10 protein-coding genes are annotated in these 17,489 nt (G+C 50.3%); 6 read left to right on the forward strand and 4 right to left on the reverse strand.

Annotated features, from left to right (window positions below; genetic code table 11):
* The first annotated feature begins 19 nt into the window (after positions 1 to 19).
* Positions 20 to 3,163, forward strand: a complete 3,144-nt coding sequence (locus tag KWJ01_RS12450; protein WP_224996775.1) for a glycosyl hydrolase — start codon at positions 20 to 22, stop codon at positions 3,161 to 3,163.
* Between the two features lie 85 nt (positions 3,164 to 3,248).
* Here KWJ01_RS12450 and KWJ01_RS12455 read toward each other — a convergent pair whose 3' ends face one another.
* Complete coding sequence (locus KWJ01_RS12455; RefSeq protein ID WP_224996776.1) at positions 3,249 to 4,040, reverse strand: hypothetical protein; 792 nt, start codon at positions 4,038 to 4,040, stop codon at positions 3,249 to 3,251.
* Positions 4,041 to 5,078: 1,038 nt separating this feature from the next.
* On the opposite strand from KWJ01_RS12455, the gene KWJ01_RS12460 reads away from it, so the two are divergent.
* Complete coding sequence (locus KWJ01_RS12460; RefSeq protein WP_224996777.1) at positions 5,079 to 8,387, forward strand: glycosyl hydrolase; 3,309 nt, start codon at positions 5,079 to 5,081, stop codon at positions 8,385 to 8,387.
* Between the two features lie 154 nt (positions 8,388 to 8,541).
* On the opposite strand, the gene lpdA is transcribed toward KWJ01_RS12460, so the two are convergent.
* The 3 genes from lpdA to KWJ01_RS12475 all read right to left on the reverse strand — a co-directional run bounded on the left by lpdA (position 8,542) and on the right by KWJ01_RS12475 (position 14,707).
* On the reverse strand, positions 8,542 to 9,945 hold the full coding sequence (gene lpdA, locus KWJ01_RS12465; protein WP_224996778.1) for a dihydrolipoyl dehydrogenase: 1,404 nt from the start codon (positions 9,943 to 9,945) through the stop codon (positions 8,542 to 8,544).
* A gap of 85 nt (positions 9,946 to 10,030) precedes the next feature.
* Positions 10,031 to 11,767 carry a 2-oxoglutarate dehydrogenase complex dihydrolipoyllysine-residue succinyltransferase gene (gene odhB / locus KWJ01_RS12470; RefSeq protein WP_224996779.1) on the reverse strand — a complete coding sequence of 579 codons (1,737 nt, stop codon included), beginning with the start codon at positions 11,765 to 11,767 and terminating at the stop codon, positions 10,031 to 10,033.
* A 42-nt stretch (positions 11,768 to 11,809) separates the two neighbouring features.
* On the reverse strand, positions 11,810 to 14,707 hold the full coding sequence (locus KWJ01_RS12475; protein ID WP_224996780.1) for a 2-oxoglutarate dehydrogenase E1 component: 2,898 nt from the start codon (positions 14,705 to 14,707) through the stop codon (positions 11,810 to 11,812).
* 269 nt (positions 14,708 to 14,976) lie between these two features.
* Between KWJ01_RS12475 and KWJ01_RS12480 the strand changes: the two genes are divergently transcribed.
* The 4 genes from KWJ01_RS12480 to rplS all read left to right on the forward strand — a co-directional run bounded on the left by KWJ01_RS12480 (position 14,977) and on the right by rplS (position 17,413).
* Positions 14,977 to 15,525 (forward strand): 30S ribosomal protein S16, encoded by a 549-nt coding sequence (locus tag KWJ01_RS12480; protein WP_224996781.1) that lies wholly within the window; start codon positions 14,977 to 14,979, stop codon positions 15,523 to 15,525.
* A gap of 6 nt (positions 15,526 to 15,531) precedes the next feature.
* Positions 15,532 to 16,080: a ribosome maturation factor RimM gene (rimM, locus tag KWJ01_RS12485; protein WP_224996782.1), complete on the forward strand. Its 549-nt coding sequence runs from the start codon at positions 15,532 to 15,534 to the stop codon at positions 16,078 to 16,080.
* Positions 16,070 to 16,789 (forward strand): tRNA (guanosine(37)-N1)-methyltransferase TrmD, encoded by a 720-nt coding sequence (gene trmD / locus KWJ01_RS12490; RefSeq protein ID WP_224996855.1) that lies wholly within the window; start codon positions 16,070 to 16,072, stop codon positions 16,787 to 16,789. The genes rimM and trmD overlap by 11 nt, the downstream gene beginning before the upstream one ends.
* 270 nt (positions 16,790 to 17,059) lie before the next feature.
* Positions 17,060 to 17,413: a 50S ribosomal protein L19 gene (gene rplS / locus KWJ01_RS12495; protein WP_224996783.1), complete on the forward strand. Its 354-nt coding sequence runs from the start codon at positions 17,060 to 17,062 to the stop codon at positions 17,411 to 17,413.
* Positions 17,414 to 17,489: the final 76 nt, after the last annotated feature.

Raw genomic sequence — 17,489 nt, forward strand, 5'->3', positions numbered from 1 at the left:
TTGAAACCATCTTTCCAGTATGAATAAATCTATTTTCTATCCTTTTTTTCTGCTCTTGTTTTTAAGCCTGCTCCTGCCGGTTGCTGCTCAGAGAAAGAAGCAGGCGGCAGTACAACCGGTCTATGATACTGCGCTGTACAATGGGCTGGAGTGGCGGCACCTGGGGCCCTACCGAGGCGGCCGTTCTGCAGCGGTAACTGGTGTGCCGGGCAAGCCCAACCTGTACTATTTTGGTGCTACCGGTGGTGGTGTTTGGCGTACCCAGGATGGCGGCCAGAGCTGGAGGAATATCTCCGACGGCTACTTTGGCGGTTCTATAGGTGCTGTAACCGTTAGCGAATGGGATCCTAACGTTATTTATGTTGGAGGTGGCGAGAAAACCGTTCGGGGTAACGTATCTTACGGCTATGGCATGTGGAAATCGGTAGATGCCGGCAAAAGCTGGAAAGCTGCAGGCCTGAAAGACTCCCGCCACATTAGCCGCGTGCGGGTGCATCCTAAAAATCCTGAGCTGGTATATGCTGCCGTTATGGGCGATTTGTTTAAGCCCAGCCAGGAGCGTGGTGTGTACCGCAGCAAAGATGGCGGCCAGAGCTGGCAACGCATACTCTTTGCCAACGAAAATGCAGGAGCGGTAGACCTGGTGATGGACCCAACCAACCCACGTGTGCTCTATGCCAGCACCTGGCGCATCAGGCGCACACCCTACAGCCTGGAGAGTGGCGGCGAGGGCTCCGACCTCTGGAAGAGCACCGATGGCGGCGATACCTGGAAAAAAATATCTGAAAATAAGGGCCTGCCCAAAGGCACCCGTGGTATTATAGGCATAGCTGCCTCGCCGGCACAGCCAGACCGGGTATGGGCGCTTATCGAGCATGCCGAGGGCGGCGTTTTCCGCTCCGACGATGGCGGCGAAAGCTGGCAAAAGCTTAACGACAACCGTGCCCTGCGCCAGCGCGCCTGGTACTACAGCCGCATCTATGCCGATCCGCAAGATCCGCAGGTGGTATATGTGCTTAATGTAGATTTTCATAAATCTACCGATGGAGGCAGCACCTTCAAAGCCTACGAAACGCCGCACAGCGATCATCACGATCTGTGGATTGCTCCTGAAGATCCCAGCCGCATGATCATAGCCGACGATGGTGGTGCCCAGGTAAGCTTTGATGGCGGCGAAAACTGGAGCACCTACCACAACCAGCCAACAGCACAGTTTTATCGCCTGGAAACAGACAATAGCTTTCCTTACCGCATCTACACGGCGCAGCAGGATAATACCACCATCCGTATTCCGCACCGTACCGATGGGGGCGCCATAGAAGAGCGCGACTGGGAAATTACCGCCGGCAGCGAAAGTGCTCACCTGGCCGTGGATCCAGAAAATAATGATATCGTGTATGGCGGCAGCTACGGAGGCTATCTGTCGCGCCTTAACCATCATACAAAGGAGGAGCATGCTATTAACGTTTGGCCGGATAACCCTATGGGGCATGGGGCCGAAGGTATGAAGTACCGCTTTCAGTGGAATTTCCCTATCTTCTTTTCGCCCCACGAAAAAGATAAGCTTTACGCCGCCTCTAACCACCTGCATACCACAAGAAATGGAGGCCAGAGCTGGGAAACCATCAGCCCCGATCTTACCCGTAACGACAAAAGCAAGCTGGGTCCCTCCGGTGGTCCTATTACCAAAGACAATACCGGTGTGGAGTACTACGGTACCATTTTCGCGGCTACCGAGTCGCCATACGAGGCAGGCCTTATCTGGACTGGTTCTGATGATGGTCTGATCTATGTAAGCCGCGATGGCGGCAAAAACTGGCAGAACGTAACGCCAAAAAATATGCCGGAGTGGATGATGATCAACAGCATAGATGCCGATCCCTTTGTTAAAGGTGGTGCCTATGTTGCTGGTACGCTGTATAAGGAGGGCGATTACCGCCCTTACCTCTACAAGACCAAAGATTATGGCAAAACCTGGACAAAGATCACCAATGGCATAGATGCCGGGCACTTTGCCCGTGTGGTAAGGGCCGACCCCAAGCGGCAGGGCCTGCTTTATGCCGGTACAGAAACAGGTATGTACGTTTCTTTTGATGATGGTGCCAGCTGGCAGCCTTTTCAGCAAAACCTGCCCATCGTGCCTATTACCGATCTGGCCATCAAAAACGATAACCTGATTGCAGCCACCCAGGGGCGCAGCCTCTGGATTATAGATGATCTTACGCCGCTACACCAGCTAAGCGATAAGGTAAAGAGCAGTGCTGCTTATTTGTACCAGCCAATGCCCAGCTACCGCATGGGGGGCGGCCAGGCTAAAAATCCGCGTAATGCCGGAACCAACCACCCCGGCGGTGTAATGGTGTATTACCACCTCAAAGAGCAGCCCGATACCACACAGGTGGTAAAGCTGGAGTTCCTGGAGCCGGATGGCACCCCCATCCGCAGCTTTGCTACAGATGCAAAAGATAAAAAGCTGGAGTTAAAAGACCTTAAAAAGGGCTTAAACCGCTTTGTGTGGGATATGCGCTACGAAGGGGCTAAAGATTTTGAGGGCATGGTGCTGTGGTGGGCAGGCCTGCAGGGACCAAAAGCTGTTCCTGGCGAGTACAAGGTTCGCATGACGGTAGGTGAGCAGGTGCAGGAGCAGACTTTCCGTATCCTGGCAGATCCGCGTATTAGTGCCAGCACAGAAGATTTGCAGGCGCAGTTCGAGTTCCTGAAATCCGTAACCGATAAAGTAACAGAATCGCACACCGCTATTGCAGATATTCGCAGCGTTCGCAAGCAGCTGGAGAGCCTGAAAACCCGCATAGGGGCCGATTCTGCCATGAAAGAGGTGGTAGAGGCTGCCAATGTGCTGGATAAAAAGATGACAGAGGTGGAACAGGCACTGTACCAGACCAAAAACCGCAGTGGTCAGGATCCGCTCAACTACCCGATCAGGCTTACCAATAAGCTGGCGCACTTAAATTCACTCTACGGTATGAGTGATGGCCGCCCGCCAAAGCAGGCTTATGAGTTTAAGGAGGAGGTTAATACTGCCATTGATGCTGAACTTGCAAAGTGGCAACAGATCAAAACACAGGAGCTTAAGGTCTTTAATGAGCTGGTTCGCCAGAAACAGATAGATGCTGTTAAGCTAAGTGAAGCAGCTAAGCCTTAGGGGAAGAAAGGCTTACGTGCTCTTAAATAAGAAGGCTCTACCCTGTTTCAGGGATAGAGCCTTCTTGTTTTTGGATTTGTTTAGCTTAGTTTGCTAACTGGGTTTTAGAACTGTTTGAATTTTTGCTGGCGGTCCTGTCCTGCCTGGCTTTTATCCTGCTTTCTGCAGTAACAGGCTGGCTGTTTTGGCTGCTTATCTGAATGGATATTCCGCCAAGACTTTGATCGATATAACAGAGCAGTGCATGGAGGAAAATAAGAATGCCGGCCATTTCCATAGTTTCTTCTATGGTGGTAAGTGTGTCGAAAACAAGGCCCCTTTTGCCGGTTGTGGTAAAGTAGTAGCTTTCTACAGCCTCCAGCCCTAATGCTCCGGCAACAAAAACAGAACCTGCCAGTACTATTGTTTTTTTTACGGCTGCGGGGAGTTTTAGAAGGAAAGGAATGTAAGCTACTGCTACCGCTAATACCAGAAAGCTGTAGGGGATGATCCAGGCGAAATAAAATACACCGGTGGTATTAAGCGTATTTCTTACCTTTTCAGCTATTACTTCATGAATCATAATTGATTCATCGGCACTCAGAAAGAGCAAAATAGCAGAGAGGCCAAGCCAGTGCCAGAAATCACCTGCTGCCTGCTTTTTCCTGATGTTTGCAATTACAGCCAGCAGTATAGCGCAAAATAGTAACTGGGCGCTGGAGAAATAGGTTGGGAAGTTTTTTTCGCTTGATAGCTTAAAATACTCAATGGTATAATAACTGGTATTATGACCAAAATAGTAGTAGCCAATCATGCCTGCAATATTGGCCAAAACCAGGAGACAAATGATTGCTCCAAGGCAATAGGTAATTTTTTTCGGTGAGTATGTAATCTGCATGCTAAAGCCTCGATGATTGGGAGTAGTGAAAAAATATCATCAGTTACTGCTCCGATGGTGGGGTATTCAAGTTAAAGGCTGTCTAATGCTTGTGCTCTACCTCGTTTCGGAGCAGGAAATTCATGTAATAAAAGTAAAGTGATTTCTTAAATAAATGTTAAATAGGAAGGCAGTTTTAAATCTATAGTGCAGATTTTAATGAAATTTTAATAAAAAGATAACCTCAAAGCTGAAACACTTGTCCGCTGTGGGGATGTAAGGTATGGCTCTGATTTATGTGTGTAGTTTTGCGGTATACCAGGGTAAGGAAAAGTTACGCGGCTATACCGAAAGGAGCATCAGCTCCAGAATCACCGCTTTCCGGCAGGTTTAGAGCATAATAGGTAAGACATGTATTTTATTATGAGCTTAGCGTTACGCACCTTAGAAACCTGTGATTGCCCATGATACCAGCATACCTGCAGGTATGCTTCTTGCTAGTCCTGTTTTTCTTGATCGGACCCAGCCACTGATACCAATACTAACTATCAGGGCATAAGTGCCGGCCATAAAGCTGATCATCCCAATGATTCTGGCAGTTAATAAACTACTCTCCCTGGCTAAAACTGCATCTGGCCTAAGATTTACCACCAGCATTATAAGAGCAGTTACAGCAACAATAAAGGGTAGGGGCAGCAAATAAAGCAAAAGTAATAGCCCAGCCTGCGGCCTTATTATTGCTGTTCACAAATCTAAAGCAGATAGAAAGGTAGCTGCAAGGCCTCCAGGGCACTTGTTTGGCAAGCCTGCTGCAGATGATTGACAAACAGGCTGATAGCAGTAGTGTCTGTAGCAGCAGGGAATACTTGACTTGTAGAAATATCTCTAATTTTGTAGCTTTCCTTAGGTCAGTATGATTGACTGGTGCAGAACTGGCAACACGGCTTACACCTGTGCAGCGCAAAATTTATAGAGGCTTTTTTTTGTCACCAGGCATTCGTTATTTCGTGTTCCCTGGGCTTTGCTTTTACTCTGTTCAAAGCCCTGTCTATCCATGCTATGATCAGATTACGATACTACACGCTTATGCTGCTGCTTATCAGCAGTACAGCTGCCTACCCACAGGCAAACAGAAGCACCAGGCGCCAGGCGGCAGTTACTGAGAGGCCGGTGCACCTTAAGTCCGAGACCTACCAGGCCCTGCAGTTCCGTGGTATTGGCCCGGCCGTTACTTCGGGGCGCATTTCGGATTTTGCAGTACATCCGCAAAACCCGGATGTTTATTATGTTGCATCCTCTTCCGGAGGTGTATGGAAAACCGAAAATCATGGCACCACCTACACGCCTATATTCGATCAGCAGGGGAGCTATTCCATTGGCTGTGTAAGCCTGGACCCCAATAACCCCAGCACAGTTTGGGTAGGTACCGGCGAAAACAACAACCAGCGATCTGTTGGCTATGGCGATGGTGTGTACAAGAGCACCGACGGCGGAAAGAGCTGGGCGCATATGGGGCTTAAAAATTCCGAACATATTGCCAACGTGATTGTAGACCCCAGCAACAGCAACATTGTATGGGTGGCGGCCTATGGCCCAGTCTGGAGCGATGGCGGTGAAAGAGGCGTGTACAAATCAACCGATGGTGGCCAGACGTGGAACCAGGTGAAAGCAGTGAGCCCTTACACCGGCTGTAACAGCCTTGTGATGGACCCGCGCGATCCCAACACCCTCTATGCAGCTTTTCACCAGCGGCAGCGTAAAGTATTCACCTACATTGGCGGCGGCCCGGAATCGGCTATCTATAAAACTACAGACGGCGGCCAGAGCTGGACAAAGCTGGAGGGTGGCCTGCCCGGCGGTGATATTGGCCGTATCGGCATTGATGTGTCTCCGGCCAACCCCGATGTGGTGTACGCCGTGGTGGAAGCACCTGATAATAAAGGGGGCATCTATCGTTCTGCAGACCGCGGACGTAGCTGGGAGCGCCGTAGTGGTGTGTTTACCAGCGGTAACTACTACCAGGAGCTTAATTGTGATCCGCTTGATGAAAACCGCATCTTTATTACCGATACCTGGTATAAGGTGAGCGACGATGGCGGTAAAACCGTACGCAACCTGGGTGAGCTTAACAAGCACATCGATAACCATGCGATCTGGATAGACCCCCGCAATACCAACCACCTGCTGGTGGGCTGCGATGGCGGCATTTACGAAACCTGGGATTTTGCCCAGACCTGGCATTTTAAGCCTAACCTGCCGGTCATTCAGTTCTATAAAGTTTCCACTGATAACGCAGAGCCATTCTACGGCATCCATGGTGGTACGCAGGATAACCTAAGCCTTGGCGGACCCAGCAGAACAACCAGCATTAACGGCATTACCAACGAAGACTGGTACATTACCAGCATTGGCGATGGCTTCGAAACCCAGGTAGATCCTACAGACCCCAACACTATATATGCACAAAGCCAGCACGGCGGGCTGGTTCGCTTTGACCGCCGCAGTGGCGAATACCTCTTTATCAAACCCATGGAAGGAGAGGGTGAGCCTGCCCTGCGCTGGAACTGGGACTCACCGCTCCTGATCTCGCAGCATCAGCCTACCCGCCTGTACATTGGCGCCAACAGGGTATACCGTACCGACGACCGCGGCAACTCCTGGAGGCCGATCAGCCCCGACCTTAGCCGTGGTGTAGACCGCAACCGCCTGCAGGTAATGGGCCGCATATGGAGTGTAGATGCCATAGCCAAAAATGCCTCCACAGATATCTGGGGACAAACCACCACCATTGCCGAGAGTGCTTTAGACGAAAACCTGCTGTGGGTGGGCACCGACGACGGGCTGCTGCACCTGACACGCGATGGCGGCCAGAACTGGACCCGCATCGAAAACATAGCAGGCGCCCCCAGCCAGAGCTACGTAAACCAGGTAATTGCCTCACAATTTGATAAGAATGTTGCTTATGTAGCCTTTAATCACCACCGCTATGGCGACTTTAAGCCATACCTGTTCAAAACCACAGATGGCGGCCGGAGCTGGAGGGCCCTGCACGGCACCCTGCCAGAGCGGGGCAGCGTGTACACCATTGCCGAAGATCATGTAGACCCTAACCTCCTGTTCTGTGGCACCGAGTTCGGAGCTTTCTACTCAAAAAATGGCGGTGCCGACTGGGTGCAGCTGAAGAGCGGACTGCCCACCATTGCCGTGCGCGATATTGAAATACAGCGCCGGGAGAACGACCTGGTGCTGGGCACCTTTGGCCGCGGCTTTTATGTGCTGGATGATTATACACCCCTGCGTAACCTGGATGCCAACAGCTTTAAGCAGGCTGCTGCCATACTGCCTGTAAAAGATGCTTTGTTGTACGTAGAGCGCTTCCCGATTGGCCTGCGCGATAAAGGACATTTGGGCAGCAGCTATTTTACGGCACCTAACCCGGCCTTTGGAGCAGTGTTTACCTACTATGTACGTGATGAACTGCAAACCATGCGCCAGCAGCGCAGAGCACGCGAAAAAGAAAAGGTAGACCGTAAGGAAAGCATTTATTACCCAAGCAAAGACAGCCTGCGCCTGGAGGCGCAGCAGCCGGAGCCATTCCTGCTCTTTACCATAACAGATGCAGCAGGTACCGTGGTGCGCCAGATAAAGGCACCAGCTAAGAAAGGCTTGCAGCGCATTAACTGGGACCTGCGCCACAATGTGTCGGCACCAGTCACCAACCGTTATGTGCCAGCACCCGATGAGCTGTTCGGCTCCGAAGAAAAGGGCCAGCTGGCGGTGCCGGGTGTGTACAGCGTAGCGCTAAGCAAATACGAAAACGGGCAGCTCGCGCCACTAACAGAGCCTGTTTCCTTTACAGTAAAAGCCCTGAATCAGGCCACATTCCAGACAGAAAACTGGGATGAGTACAGGCAGTTCACTGAAAATGTTGCACGCCTGAACAGGGCGGTAAGTGCAGCCAATAACATACACACAGAGCTTGCCCGTAACCTGAATTATATGCAGACGGCCGTTCTGGAAATGTCAGCGCGATCTACAGAAGCACTCAAGCAGATTTATGATTTGCAAGGCCGCCTGAACCAGGTTAAGATGGCATTGGTGGGAGACCAGGAGCTGGCCCGTCATCAGTTTGAAACGGCACCTTCCATCAGTGAGCGTGCCGGGGTGCTGCAATATGGTATGTGGTCTACCACTTCGGCGCCGCCAGCAACCTACCGGGAGTCTTACCAGATAGCTGCCAGGCAGCTCGGCCCTGTGCTAACACAGCTAAAAGAGATTGCAGATCAGTCTGCAGCACTACAGCAACAGCTGGAAATTGCCGGTGCTCCTTATACCCCGGGCCGCTGGCCGGAGTGGTCTGGCGAGTAAGGTGTGTTGGTGGCTTTATTACACCATCCCCGCGCAGGCAGGGATCTGTTAGAAGCTACTGTTACAGACTTATATTCTGAATAGATACAGACAATAAAAAAGCGATGCCATTTTCCGGCATCGCTTTTTTATTCTACAGTTATTGAGTTTGCTTTTACATATGCAAAGCCCTGTTATCCGTTGCGGCAAGGCAGGCTTCTTTGATGGCTTCTGTAAAGGTGGGGTGGGCGTGGCTCATGCGCGAAATATCTTCGGCAGAGGCACGGAATTCCATGGCCACCACGGCCTCGGCAATCATGTCGGCAGCACGTGGGCCAATCATATGTACGCCTAGCACCTCGTCGGTTTCCTTATCGGCCAGCACTTTTACAAAACCGTCGGTATCCATAGAAGCACGGGCACGGCCGGAGGCTTTAAAGGAGAAGCTGCCGGATTTAAACTCGCGGCCCATTTCCTTTAGCTGCTCTTCGGTATAACCAACACCGGCCACTTCTGGCCAGGTGTATACTACACCCGGAATCAGGTTGTAGTTGATGTGCGGCTTTTGGCCTACAATGCTTTCGGCAACAAACACACCTTCTTCTTCGGCTTTATGGGCCAGCATAGCGCCTTTCACCACATCGCCAATGGCATAAATGCCTTCAACATTGGTGCGCAGGTGGTCGTCAACTTCCACGCGGCCACGGTTATCCAGCTTTACGCCGGCATTTTCAAGGCCAAGGCCTTTGGTGTAGGGAGCACGGCCTACAGAAACCAGGCAGTAATCACCTACGATCTCTATCTGCTCGCCTTTTTTATTCTCAGCACGTACAACCACCTCGTTACCCCTGCGCTCTACGCCGGTAACTTTGGTGCTTAGCTTAAAGTCGAAGCCATGCTGCTTCTTAAGCACCCGCTGCAGCTCTTTGCTAAGAGCACCATCCATACCAGGTATGATGCGGTCAAGGAACTCTACCACGGTTACTTTAGCACCCAGGCGCCCGTAAACAGAACCCAGTTCCATACCAATCACACCGCCGCCAATCACGATCATGTGCTTGGGTACTTCCTGAAGCTCCAGGGCTTCGGTGCTGGTGATGATACGTTCTTTATCTATTTGGATGAATGGGAGTGCTGTAGGCTTAGAGCCTGTAGCAATAATGGTATTTTTGGTCTGGAAGGTTTCTTCCCTGCCATCACCACCGGTTACTTTTATGGTGTTCTTGTCTACTAAGGAACCCATACCAGTCTTCACATCGATCTTGTTTTTCTTCATCAGGTAATCGATGCCGGCAACTGTCTGCTTTACCACATCGCGCTTACGCGAAATCATCTGTGGCAGGTTTACCTGCAGGTTGCTAAGCTCAATGCCATGATCCTTGAAAGTGTGGCTGGCGTTGTGGAAGTGCTCTGAAGAATCGAGCAGGGCTTTGCTGGGAATGCAGCCTACATTAAGGCAGGTGCCGCCCAGTGAAGTATATTTTTCTACGAGTGCGGTTTTGAGTCCCAGCTGTGCACAGCGAATGGCTGCCACATACCCGCCAGGTCCCGAACCGATTACGGTTACATCGTATTGCATTTTCTATAATTTTAGTAGCAGTAAAGATGGGGTGCAATGCTTAATTTAAGCATTGCACCCCATATCAAACACTATATATTATCAATTAAACGCCAAGCAGTAGCCTGGTTGGATCTTCCAGCAGTTGTTTAACCCGCACCAGGAAGCTTACAGACTCGCGGCCGTCGATGATGCGGTGGTCGTAGCTAAGAGCAACATACATGATGGGGCGGATTACAATCTCACCATTCTCCACTACCGGACGCTCCACAATGTTGTGCATGCCTAAAATGGCACTTTGCGGGGCGTTGATGATAGGGGTAGACATCATGCTGCCGAAAACACCACCATTGGTGATGGTGAAGGTACCACCCTGCATCTCGTCGATGCTAAGCTTGCCGTCACGTGCTTTCTTGGCTAGGCTGATGATTTCCTTCTCAATTTCGTGGAAGTTCATGCTTTCGGCATTGCGCACCACCGGTACAACCAGGCCCTTAGGGCTCGACACAGCTATGGAAACATCAACGAAGTTGTTATACACAATTTCATTACCATCAATCTGTGCGTTAACGGCAGGCCACTCCTGCAGGGCCACACATACTGCCTTGGTAAAGAAGCTCATAAAGCCAAGGCCAACCTCGTACTTCTCTTTAAACTGCTCCTTGTATTTACTGCGGATATCCATGATCGGCTTCATGTTTACCTCATTGAAGGTCGTTAACATGGCCGTTTCGTTCTTAACACTTACCAGGCGGCGGCTGATGGTCTTGCGCAGCGAGCTCATACGCTCACGGCTTTGCGCTCGATTACCTCCTGCTGATGCTGCCTGAGGAGCTTTTTGCTCCTGTGGAGCAGCTTTTTGCTGCTGTTGAGGGGCACTCTGCTGCTGTTTCTGAGCATCACCTCTCTGTGCATTCTGTGCATCTTCTTTGGTGATACGGCCACCAACACCGGTGCCTTTTACAGCTTCGGCAGAAATGCCTTTTTCAGCCAGAATTTTACCTGCTGCAGGAGAGGGGTGGCCGGCTGCATAACCAGCAGCATGTCCCTGATCAGATGGTTGTGCAGTTGCCTGCGACTTTCCGTCATTGCCATGGCTGCCATAGCCGGCTTTATCTGTGGCTGGTTGTGAACCTCCAGTGCCCTGAGCGGCTCCTGCTCCAGCCTCTATCTGGCAAATCAGATCACCGATCTGCAGGGTAGCACCTTCCTGTGCCTTGATGCGAAGTACACCACTGGCTTCGGCTGGTAATTCAAAGGTTGCTTTGTCAGACTCGATTTCGGCAATTACCTCATCGAGCTGTACGGTATCGCCATCCTCTTTCAGCCACTGGCCTATGGTTACCTCGGTGATGGATTCGCCAACGGTGGGCACGATCATATCTACCAACTGGCCGGCGCCGGTCGCGCCACCTCCGGCAGAGCCGCTACCAGAAGCAACGGATCCGGCTGCCCCTGTTGTACCTGTACCTGCTGTATCCTTGCCTGTATTTCCGCTGAACTGACCGGGGGTTCTGGTTTGTTCGCCTGCGCCTAAGTCGCCCACTTTGGGAGCATCTTGTTTAGCATCTGCTTTTTCAGCACCTGAACCGCCACTGGAGGCTGCATCTCCATCTTCAATCACACACACTACCTCCCCGATGGGCACTGTCTGGCCTTCTGCAACTTTTATGCGTAATACACCCGCCTGCTCTGCAGCAAGCTCAAAAGTTGCTTTGTCAGATTCCAGTTCGGCAATGTTCTCGTCTCTTTCAACGTAATCGCCGTCGTTTTTAAACCACTGGCCTATGGTGACTTCCGAAATGGATTCGCCCACCGTGGGCACTTTTACTTCTATACTCATAGTATTATAGGTAGTCTCTATCTTCTAAAAAATTGATCCTGCTTATTTAGCCTTTTTTTTCCTTTGGTCTGGTTCTGCTGTTGTAACAGGTGATTCGTTACTGGCGGGTAGTGCAGGAGCCTGCTCAACGGCAAAGGCACGGTTTATCAGTTCTGCCTGCTCTTTGTTATGTATTTTATAATAACCAGTGGCAGGAGAAGCACTTGCTTTACGGCCAATAAATTTAACCGGCCGCTGATAAACACGCAGAATGAAGTTCCAGGCACCCATGTTGGCTGGTTCTTCCTGCACCCAGTATACCTCGGCATTGGGGTAGTTGCTTGCCAGTTCTGCCTCAATTGCCTTTTCAGGGAACGGATACAGCTGCTCCACTCTTATGATGGCTACATCTGTACGCTTCTCTTCCTCCTGGCGCTCCAGCAGATCGTAGTAAATCTTGCCAGTACAAAGCAGTACCCGCTTTACATTCTCACCACGAACGTTGGTATCTGGCAGAACTTCCTGGAAGCGGCCTTCGGTAAGGGCGCTCATCGGGCTTACCACCCGCGGGTGGCGCAGCAGCGATTTAGGCGACATTACCACCAGCGGCTTGCGGAAAGGCCATGCAAGCTGGCGGCGCATTAAGTGGAAGAAGTTTGCCGGGTCTGTAACGTTAGCTACAATCATGTTGTACTCAGCTGCAAGCTGCAGGAAACGTTCCGGACGGGCATTGGAGTGCTCTGGTCCCTGGCCTTCGTAGCCATGAGGCAGCAGGAGCACAAGACCATTCATTCGCTGCCACTTACTTTCGCTTGGGGTCAGGAACTGGTCAATCATTACCTGAGCACCATTGGCAAAGTCGCCAAACTGTGCTTCCCAGATTACCAGTGCGTTAGGGTTGGCCATGGCATAGCCAAACTCAAAGCCCATGGCGCCATACTCACTAAGCAGCGAGTTATAGATCCTGAAAGGCTGCGAGTTGCCTTCGCTGATGTGGTTAAGGCTGTTGTAAGCCTGTCCGGTTTTAGCATCGTGCAGCACGGCATGGCGGTGCGAGAAAGTGCCCCGCTCCACATCCTGTCCTACCAGGCGAACCATGTTGCCCTGCTCCAGCAGCGATCCGTAGGCAAGCAGCTCTGCACCGGCCCAGTTCACTACTTTATCATTGAAGAACATTTCCTGGCGCTGGCTCAGAGCTTTTTCGATCTGTTTGATCGGGCGGAAGCCCTGTGGGATTTTCACCAGCGCCTCTGCTACTTTATGCAGGGTATCGAGCGGAACTCCGGTTTCCGGCGACTGGTCAAAATCTTCTGGCTTAGAGCGGCGCAGGTTGTGCCATGCCTGCTCAAGCTCCTGGTACTGGTAAGGGAGCGGCTTTTGCTTCACCATGTCGAGGCGGTCCTGCAGCAGCTGGCGGAACTCATCGTCCATCTTCTGGGCAAGCTGTGCATCTACATCACCACGCTCCAGCAGGCGCTTGTTGTAAAACTCCCTTGGGTTAGCATGCTTACTGATGATGTTGTAGAGCTGCGGCTGCGTGAATTTAGGCTCGTCGCTCTCGTTATGGCCATGGCGGCGGTAGCACACCATGTCGATGAAAATGTCGTTGTTGAATTTCTGACGGTACTCTACTGCCAGCTTCATGCAGAATACCACAGCTTCCGGGTCGTCGCCATTTACGTGCAGCACAGGTGCATCCACTACTTTGGCAACATCTGTTGAGTATATGCTGGAGCGGGCATCATCGTAATCAGTGGTAAAGCCAACCTGGTTGTTAATTACAAAGTGAATGGTACCACCAGTGGTGTAGGCCTTGAGCTTACTCATCTGGATAAGCTCATACACAATACCCTGTCCAGCCACGGCAGCATCGCCATGGATCAGGATGGGCAGCATGCTGTTTACATCGTTATTGTACTGCCAGTCTATTTTAGCACGGGTAAAGCCTTCTACAACGGGATCTACTGCCTCCAGGTGCGAGGGGTTTGGTGCCAGCTTAAGGTTTACTACTTCATTGCCTACTTTTATCTGGCTGCTGTAGCCCATGTGGTATTTCACGTCACCATCGCCCATGGTAAGGTCAACATCGTAGCCGCCTTCAAATTCATTGAAGATCTGCTCATAGGTTTTGCCCATGATGTTGGCCAGTACGTTAAGGCGTCCGCGGTGAGCCATGCCAATCACTACCTCTTTTACACCCAGCTTACCGGCGTGTGAAATGGCTGCATCGAGTGCCGGAATGGTACTTTCACCACCCTCCAGGGAGAAACGTTTCTGTCCAAGATATTTGGTGTGCAGGAAGTTTTCAAACACCACTGCTTCATTCAGCTTCCTTAGGATCTGCTTTTTCTCTTCCAGTGGCGGGTTAAACTTCAGGGCTTCTGATTCGGCTTTGTTCTTGAACCACTCCATCATATCCGGGTCGCGGATATACATATATTCAAAGCCCACAGTGCCCATGTAAATATAGTGCAGGGCATCTATGATTTGCTGAAGTGTGGCACGGCCAATGCCTATTTCCTTGCCGGCATCAAACTCCTGGTTCAGGTCGGCTTCGGTAAGGCCAAAGTCAGCAATATCGAGGTATGCTTTATGGTCGCGGCGCTTGCGCACCGGGTTGGTGTTGCTTTTCAGGTGACCGCGGCTGCGGTAAGCATGGATCAGCTGGCTAACATTTAGCTCCTTGGCGTTGCCGCCGGAGATGGTTGGTGCAGCTGCAGCTGGTTTGTCGGCTACGTTTGCAGCCTCAGCGGTGTAAGCTTTTCCATTGCTTTGTGAAGATGCAGCTCCGTTTGAAGCTGTTTCGCCGGGAAGGGCAGGGTAAAATTTCTGTGCGAATTCAAACCCTTCAAAGAATTTTTGCCAGGTAGGATCCACTGAATTTGGATCCGCCTTGTATGCCTTGTACAGCTCTTCTATGTAGTTGCCGTGGGCATTGGCTATGTAACTGTATTTATCCATTTAAAAATAAACGTTTGCGCAAAAGTAACTAAGTTGTATGAGTTATAATAATTGTATATTCGCTTACGCAAATATTGCATATTTTCCGGTTACGTAAGTTTGGGCCACAATATAGTAAGGCTAAAAAGAAAAAACTGTTTTCAAAATAGTTAATGTTTAATCCCTAAATGCTAAAGGATTGATGTTGTGAAACTACCGGAATTTTGCCTATCTTTGCAGCCTGTTCAAAGCGGACGTGTTCCGCAGCTGAATTTATACTATATTATAATATGGCAGTTCGTATTCGTCTGGCCCGCAGAGGCCGCAAAAAACGCGCAATGTACGATGTAGTCGTTGCCGACGCTAGAGCACCACGTGATGGTCGCTTTATCGAAAAAATTGGTGTTTACAACCCTAACACCAACCCTGCTACAATTGATATCAACACCGATAAGGCGTTTGATTGGGTAATGAAAGGTGCGCAACCTTCTGATACCGTTGCAGCAATGCTGAAATACCGTGGTATTCTGCTTCGTAAGCACCTGCAAATTGGTGTAAACAAAGGTGCCATCACTCAGGAAGAGGCTGATAGCCGCCTGGAAGAGTGGCTGAACACCAAGCAGGGCAAGATCCAGGGTAAATCAGAGCAGATCGCTTCTCAGCGTGAAGCTGCTGCCAAGGCTCGCCTTGAGGCTGAAACTAAAGTGAAAGAAGCTCGTGCTGAAGCCATCCGCAAAAGAGAAGAAGAGGCTATGGCCGCCGCTAATGCAGATGCAGCTCAGATTGAGGATGCCGGCGATGTGGTTTCTGAAGGTACAGAAGAACCTTCTGCAGAATAATCCGGCATGCGTAAAGAGGACTGTTACCTGTTAGGTACCATACAAAGGCCACACGGCCTGAAAGGTGAAGTAGCAGTTTTTCTGGACGTAGACGATCCTTCAGTATATACAGCATTGGAATCAGTGTTCGTCGATCAGGACGGACAACTGATTCCTTTTTTTATTGAGGCGCTTCAGATAGGTTCACAGAAAAACATCTTCAAGTTTGAAGAAATAGATAGCTATGAAGATGCTGCTGAACTAACTGGATATGATCTTTACCTGCCGTTAAGCACTTTGCCTCCGCTGGAAGGAAATGCTTTTTACTATCATGAGATTATTGGTTTTACACTGGTGGACAAAGAAAGTGGTCAGGTAGGCGAAATCCGTCAGGTAGTAAGTGGCATGCAGGATCTGCTGGTGGTAGACAGGCAGGGCATAGAGATACTGGTGCCCCTTCACGACGAGCTGATCGATCGTGTAGACAGGGAGCAGCGGCAGCTGCTCATGCAGTTGCCCGAAGGCTTGCTGGATGTTTACCTGAATCCAAATAATACGCCGGATGATGAGGATTGATATCATAACGGTGCTTCCGCGCCTGCTCGATAGTCCTTTCTCTCATTCTATATTAAAAAGAGCACAGGACAAGGGCCTGGTAGAGGTGGTGGTGCATGACCTGCGCGACTACAGTACCAACAAGCAAAAGTCTGTAGATGATTATGCCTATGGCGGCGGTGCCGGCATGGTGCTGCAGATAGAGCCTGTTTCACGCTGTATAGAGCATCTGCGGGCGCAGCGTACCTATAATGAAACCATTTATATGAGCCCTGATGGCGAAACGCTCAGCCAGGGAATGGCCAATGAGCTTAGCCTGAAGCAAAATCTGCTGATTCTCTGTGGTCATTATAAAGGAGTGGATGAGCGGGTGCGCCAGCACTTTATCAGTCGTGAGATCAGCATTGGTGATTATGTGCTTAGTGGCGGTGAACTGGCTGCTGCCGTGCTGGCAGATAGTATTATTCGTTTGCTGCCCGGGGTTTTGAACGATGAAACCTCTGCGCTCTCTGATTCTTTCCAGGATGGCCTGCTGGCACCGCCGGTTTATAGCCGGCCTGCAGACTTTAGGGGATGGAAGGTTCCGGAGGTGTTATTAAGCGGCCATGAAGGTAAGATAGAAGCCTGGCGTCATCAGCAGGCAGTGGAACGTACCCAGCAGCGCAGGCCGGATCTGTTTGGTGAGGGTGCGGAGTCTGGCGGTACAAAGCCAGGCAGTACTGAGTCGTGAGATTCGGTGCCGGTAAATTATATAAATATCAAGCTCTCGGAAGGCGGTCTTTCAAAATCAGGATTTTTGCAGTAAATAATCTTTTTGCTTCGGCAGAGGTAAACAGACTGCAAACGGATCTGCTGTTTTTAGGCAATGCAGCTAGGATTTGGCTGACGGGTTAAAATACAAAGCAGTAGCCGGTATAAAATTTTAGAGAGCAGAACTGTATAAAAGAAAAAAATTCTTATATTTGCGATTCCTTTTACGGAGGCAGAAAAAAATAGCGTTATGAGCGAGCTTATAAAATTTGTAGAGAAGGAATACCAGGAAGCACGCGCGAAGTTTCCTTCTTTTAAATCAGGCGATACTGTAAATGTACACGTAAAGATCCGCGAGGGTAACAAAGAGCGTATCCAGCAGTTCCAGGGAACTGTAATTCAGCGGAAAAATGCAGGTACTAACGGTGAAACATTCACTGTACGTAAAGTATCAAACAGTGTTGGTGTAGAGCGTATATTCCCAATCTTATCGCCAAACCTCGAGAAAATCGAGCTGGTGCGTAAGGGTAGAGTAAGAAGAGCTCGCCTGTACTACCTGCGTGGTCGTCAGGGTAAAGCAGCCAGAATCAAAGAGCTGGTTTAAGCATCTTCTGCATAAAGCATTCAAGAGCCTCCTGTTATTGCAGGAGGCTTTTTGTTTTTAGTTAGTACAAGCATGC

The sequence above is a fragment of the Cesiribacter sp. SM1 genome, assembly GCF_020178975.1.
Taxonomy (GTDB): Bacteria; Bacteroidota; Bacteroidia; order Cytophagales; family Cyclobacteriaceae; genus Cesiribacter.

Coding starts and splice junctions, on each gene's coding strand:
- rplS (WP_224996783.1), top strand. CDS start 17,060: ATGAGCGAGCTTATAAAATTTGTAGAGAAGGAATACCAGGAAGCACGC.
- KWJ01_RS12455 (WP_224996776.1), bottom strand. CDS start 4,040: ATGCAGATTACATACTCACCGAAAAAAATTACCTATTGCCTTGGAGCA.
- lpdA (WP_224996778.1), bottom strand. CDS start 9,945: ATGCAATACGATGTAACCGTAATCGGTTCGGGACCTGGCGGGTATGTG.
- rimM (WP_224996782.1), top strand. CDS start 15,532: ATGCGTAAAGAGGACTGTTACCTGTTAGGTACCATACAAAGGCCACAC.
- KWJ01_RS12475 (WP_224996780.1), bottom strand. CDS start 14,707: ATGGATAAATACAGTTACATAGCCAATGCCCACGGCAACTACATAGAA.
- KWJ01_RS12450 (WP_224996775.1), top strand. CDS start 20: ATGAATAAATCTATTTTCTATCCTTTTTTTCTGCTCTTGTTTTTAAGC.
- KWJ01_RS12480 (WP_224996781.1), top strand. CDS start 14,977: ATGGCAGTTCGTATTCGTCTGGCCCGCAGAGGCCGCAAAAAACGCGCA.
- trmD (WP_224996855.1), top strand. CDS start 16,070: ATGAGGATTGATATCATAACGGTGCTTCCGCGCCTGCTCGATAGTCCT.
- KWJ01_RS12460 (WP_224996777.1), top strand. CDS start 5,079: ATGATCAGATTACGATACTACACGCTTATGCTGCTGCTTATCAGCAGT.
- odhB (WP_224996779.1), bottom strand. CDS start 11,767: ATGAGTATAGAAGTAAAAGTGCCCACGGTGGGCGAATCCATTTCGGAA.